General features: G+C 61.3%; 1 protein-coding gene. It reads right to left on the bottom strand.

Annotated elements, in window-relative coordinates; genetic code table 11:
* Window positions 1–1686 (bottom strand): ATP-dependent Clp protease ATP-binding subunit (locus NVU01S_RS42010; protein ID WP_063048263.1); only part of this gene is annotated, 1686 nt, incomplete at its 3' end.
* Window positions 1687–1689 lie beyond the last annotated feature (3 nt).

The following is a 1689-nucleotide window of genomic DNA, read 5'->3' as shown; positions in this document are numbered from 1 at the left end:
CGCCTTGGACAACTCGGTCTTACCCACACCCGAGGGACCGGCGAAGATGAACGACCCCGACGGACGCTTCGGGTCTTTCAACCCCGCACGCGTACGCCGGATCGCCTTCGACACCGCCTTGACCGCGTCTTCCTGGCCGATGATCCGCTTGTGCAGCTCATCTTCCATCCGCAGCAGCCGAGTGGTCTCCTCCTCGGTCAGCTTGAACACCGGAATACCGGTCCAGTTCGCCAGAACCTCGGCGATCTGCTCGTCATCGACCTCGGCAACCACATCCAGATCACCGGAACGCCACTGCTTTTCCCGCTCGGCCCGCTTGGCGACGAGCTGCTTTTCCTTGTCCCGCAACCGCGCAGCCTTCTCGAAGTCCTGCGCATCGATCGCGGACTCCTTCTCCCGGCGCGCATCAGCGATCTTGTCATCGAACTCACGCAGATCCGGCGGCGCGGTCATCCGGCGGATCCGCATCCGCGCACCCGCCTCATCGATCAAATCGATCGCCTTGTCCGGCAAGAACCGATCATTGATATACCGATCCGCCAACGTCGCCGCAGCCACCAACGCACCATCGGTGATCGACACCCGATGATGAGCCTCATACCGGTCACGCAAACCCTTGAGAATATTGATCGTGTGCTCCACCGTGGGCTCACCGACCTGCACCGGCTGGAACCGCCGCTCCAACGCCGCGTCCTTCTCGATGTACTTACGATACTCGTCCAGAGTCGTCGCGCCGATGGTCTGCAACTCACCACGCGCCAGCTTCGGCTTCAAAATCGAGGCCGCGTCGATCGCACCCTCGGCCGCACCCGCACCCACCAAAGTATGCAGCTCATCGATGAACAAGATGATGTCACCACGAGTGTTGATCTCCTTGAGGACCTTCTTCAAACGCTCCTCGAAATCACCACGATAACGACTACCCGCCACCAACGAACCCAGATCCAAGGTGTAGAGCTGCTTGTCCTTGAGCGTCTCAGGCACCTCACCATTGACGATCGCCTGCGCCAAACCCTCGACCACCGCCGTCTTACCGACACCGGGCTCACCGATCAACACCGGATTGTTCTTGGTGCGCCGGCTCAACACCTGCATCACCCGCTCGATCTCCTTCGAGCGCCCGATCACCGGATCCAGCTTGCCCTCCAGCGCCGCCTGAGTCAGATTACGGCCGAACTGATCGAGCACCAGCGACGTCGACGGCGTACCCGCCTCACCCCGCGAACCCGACTCCACCGGCTCCTTACCCTGATACCCCGACAACAACTGGATCACCTGCTGACGCACCCGGTTCAAATCAGCGCCCAACTTGACCAGCACCTGCGCCGCCACACCCTCACCCTCACGGATGAGACCCAGCAAAATATGCTCGGTACCGATGTAGTTATGGCCCAGCTGCAACGCCTCACGCAGACTCAGCTCCAGAACCTTCTTCGCCCGCGGCGTGAACGGAATATGACCAGACGGAGCCTGCTGACCCTGCCCGATGATCTCCTCCACCTGGCTACGCACGCCCTCGAGCGAAATCCCGAGCGATTCCAGCGACTTGGCCGCGACACCCTCACCCTCATGAATCAGCCCCAGCAGGATGTGCTCGGTACCGATGTAGTTGTGGTTGAGCATCCGGGCCTCTTCCTGGGCCAGGACAACGACACGCCTCGCACGGTCGGTGAACCTCTCGAACATCGC

Origin of the sequence: Nocardia vulneris (assembly GCF_001613425.1) — a bacterium.
Lineage (GTDB): Bacteria > Actinomycetota > Actinomycetes > Mycobacteriales > Mycobacteriaceae > Nocardia > Nocardia vulneris.
Note: the sequence above shows the minus strand (reverse complement) of the source record. Positions and strands in the feature narration are given on the sequence as shown.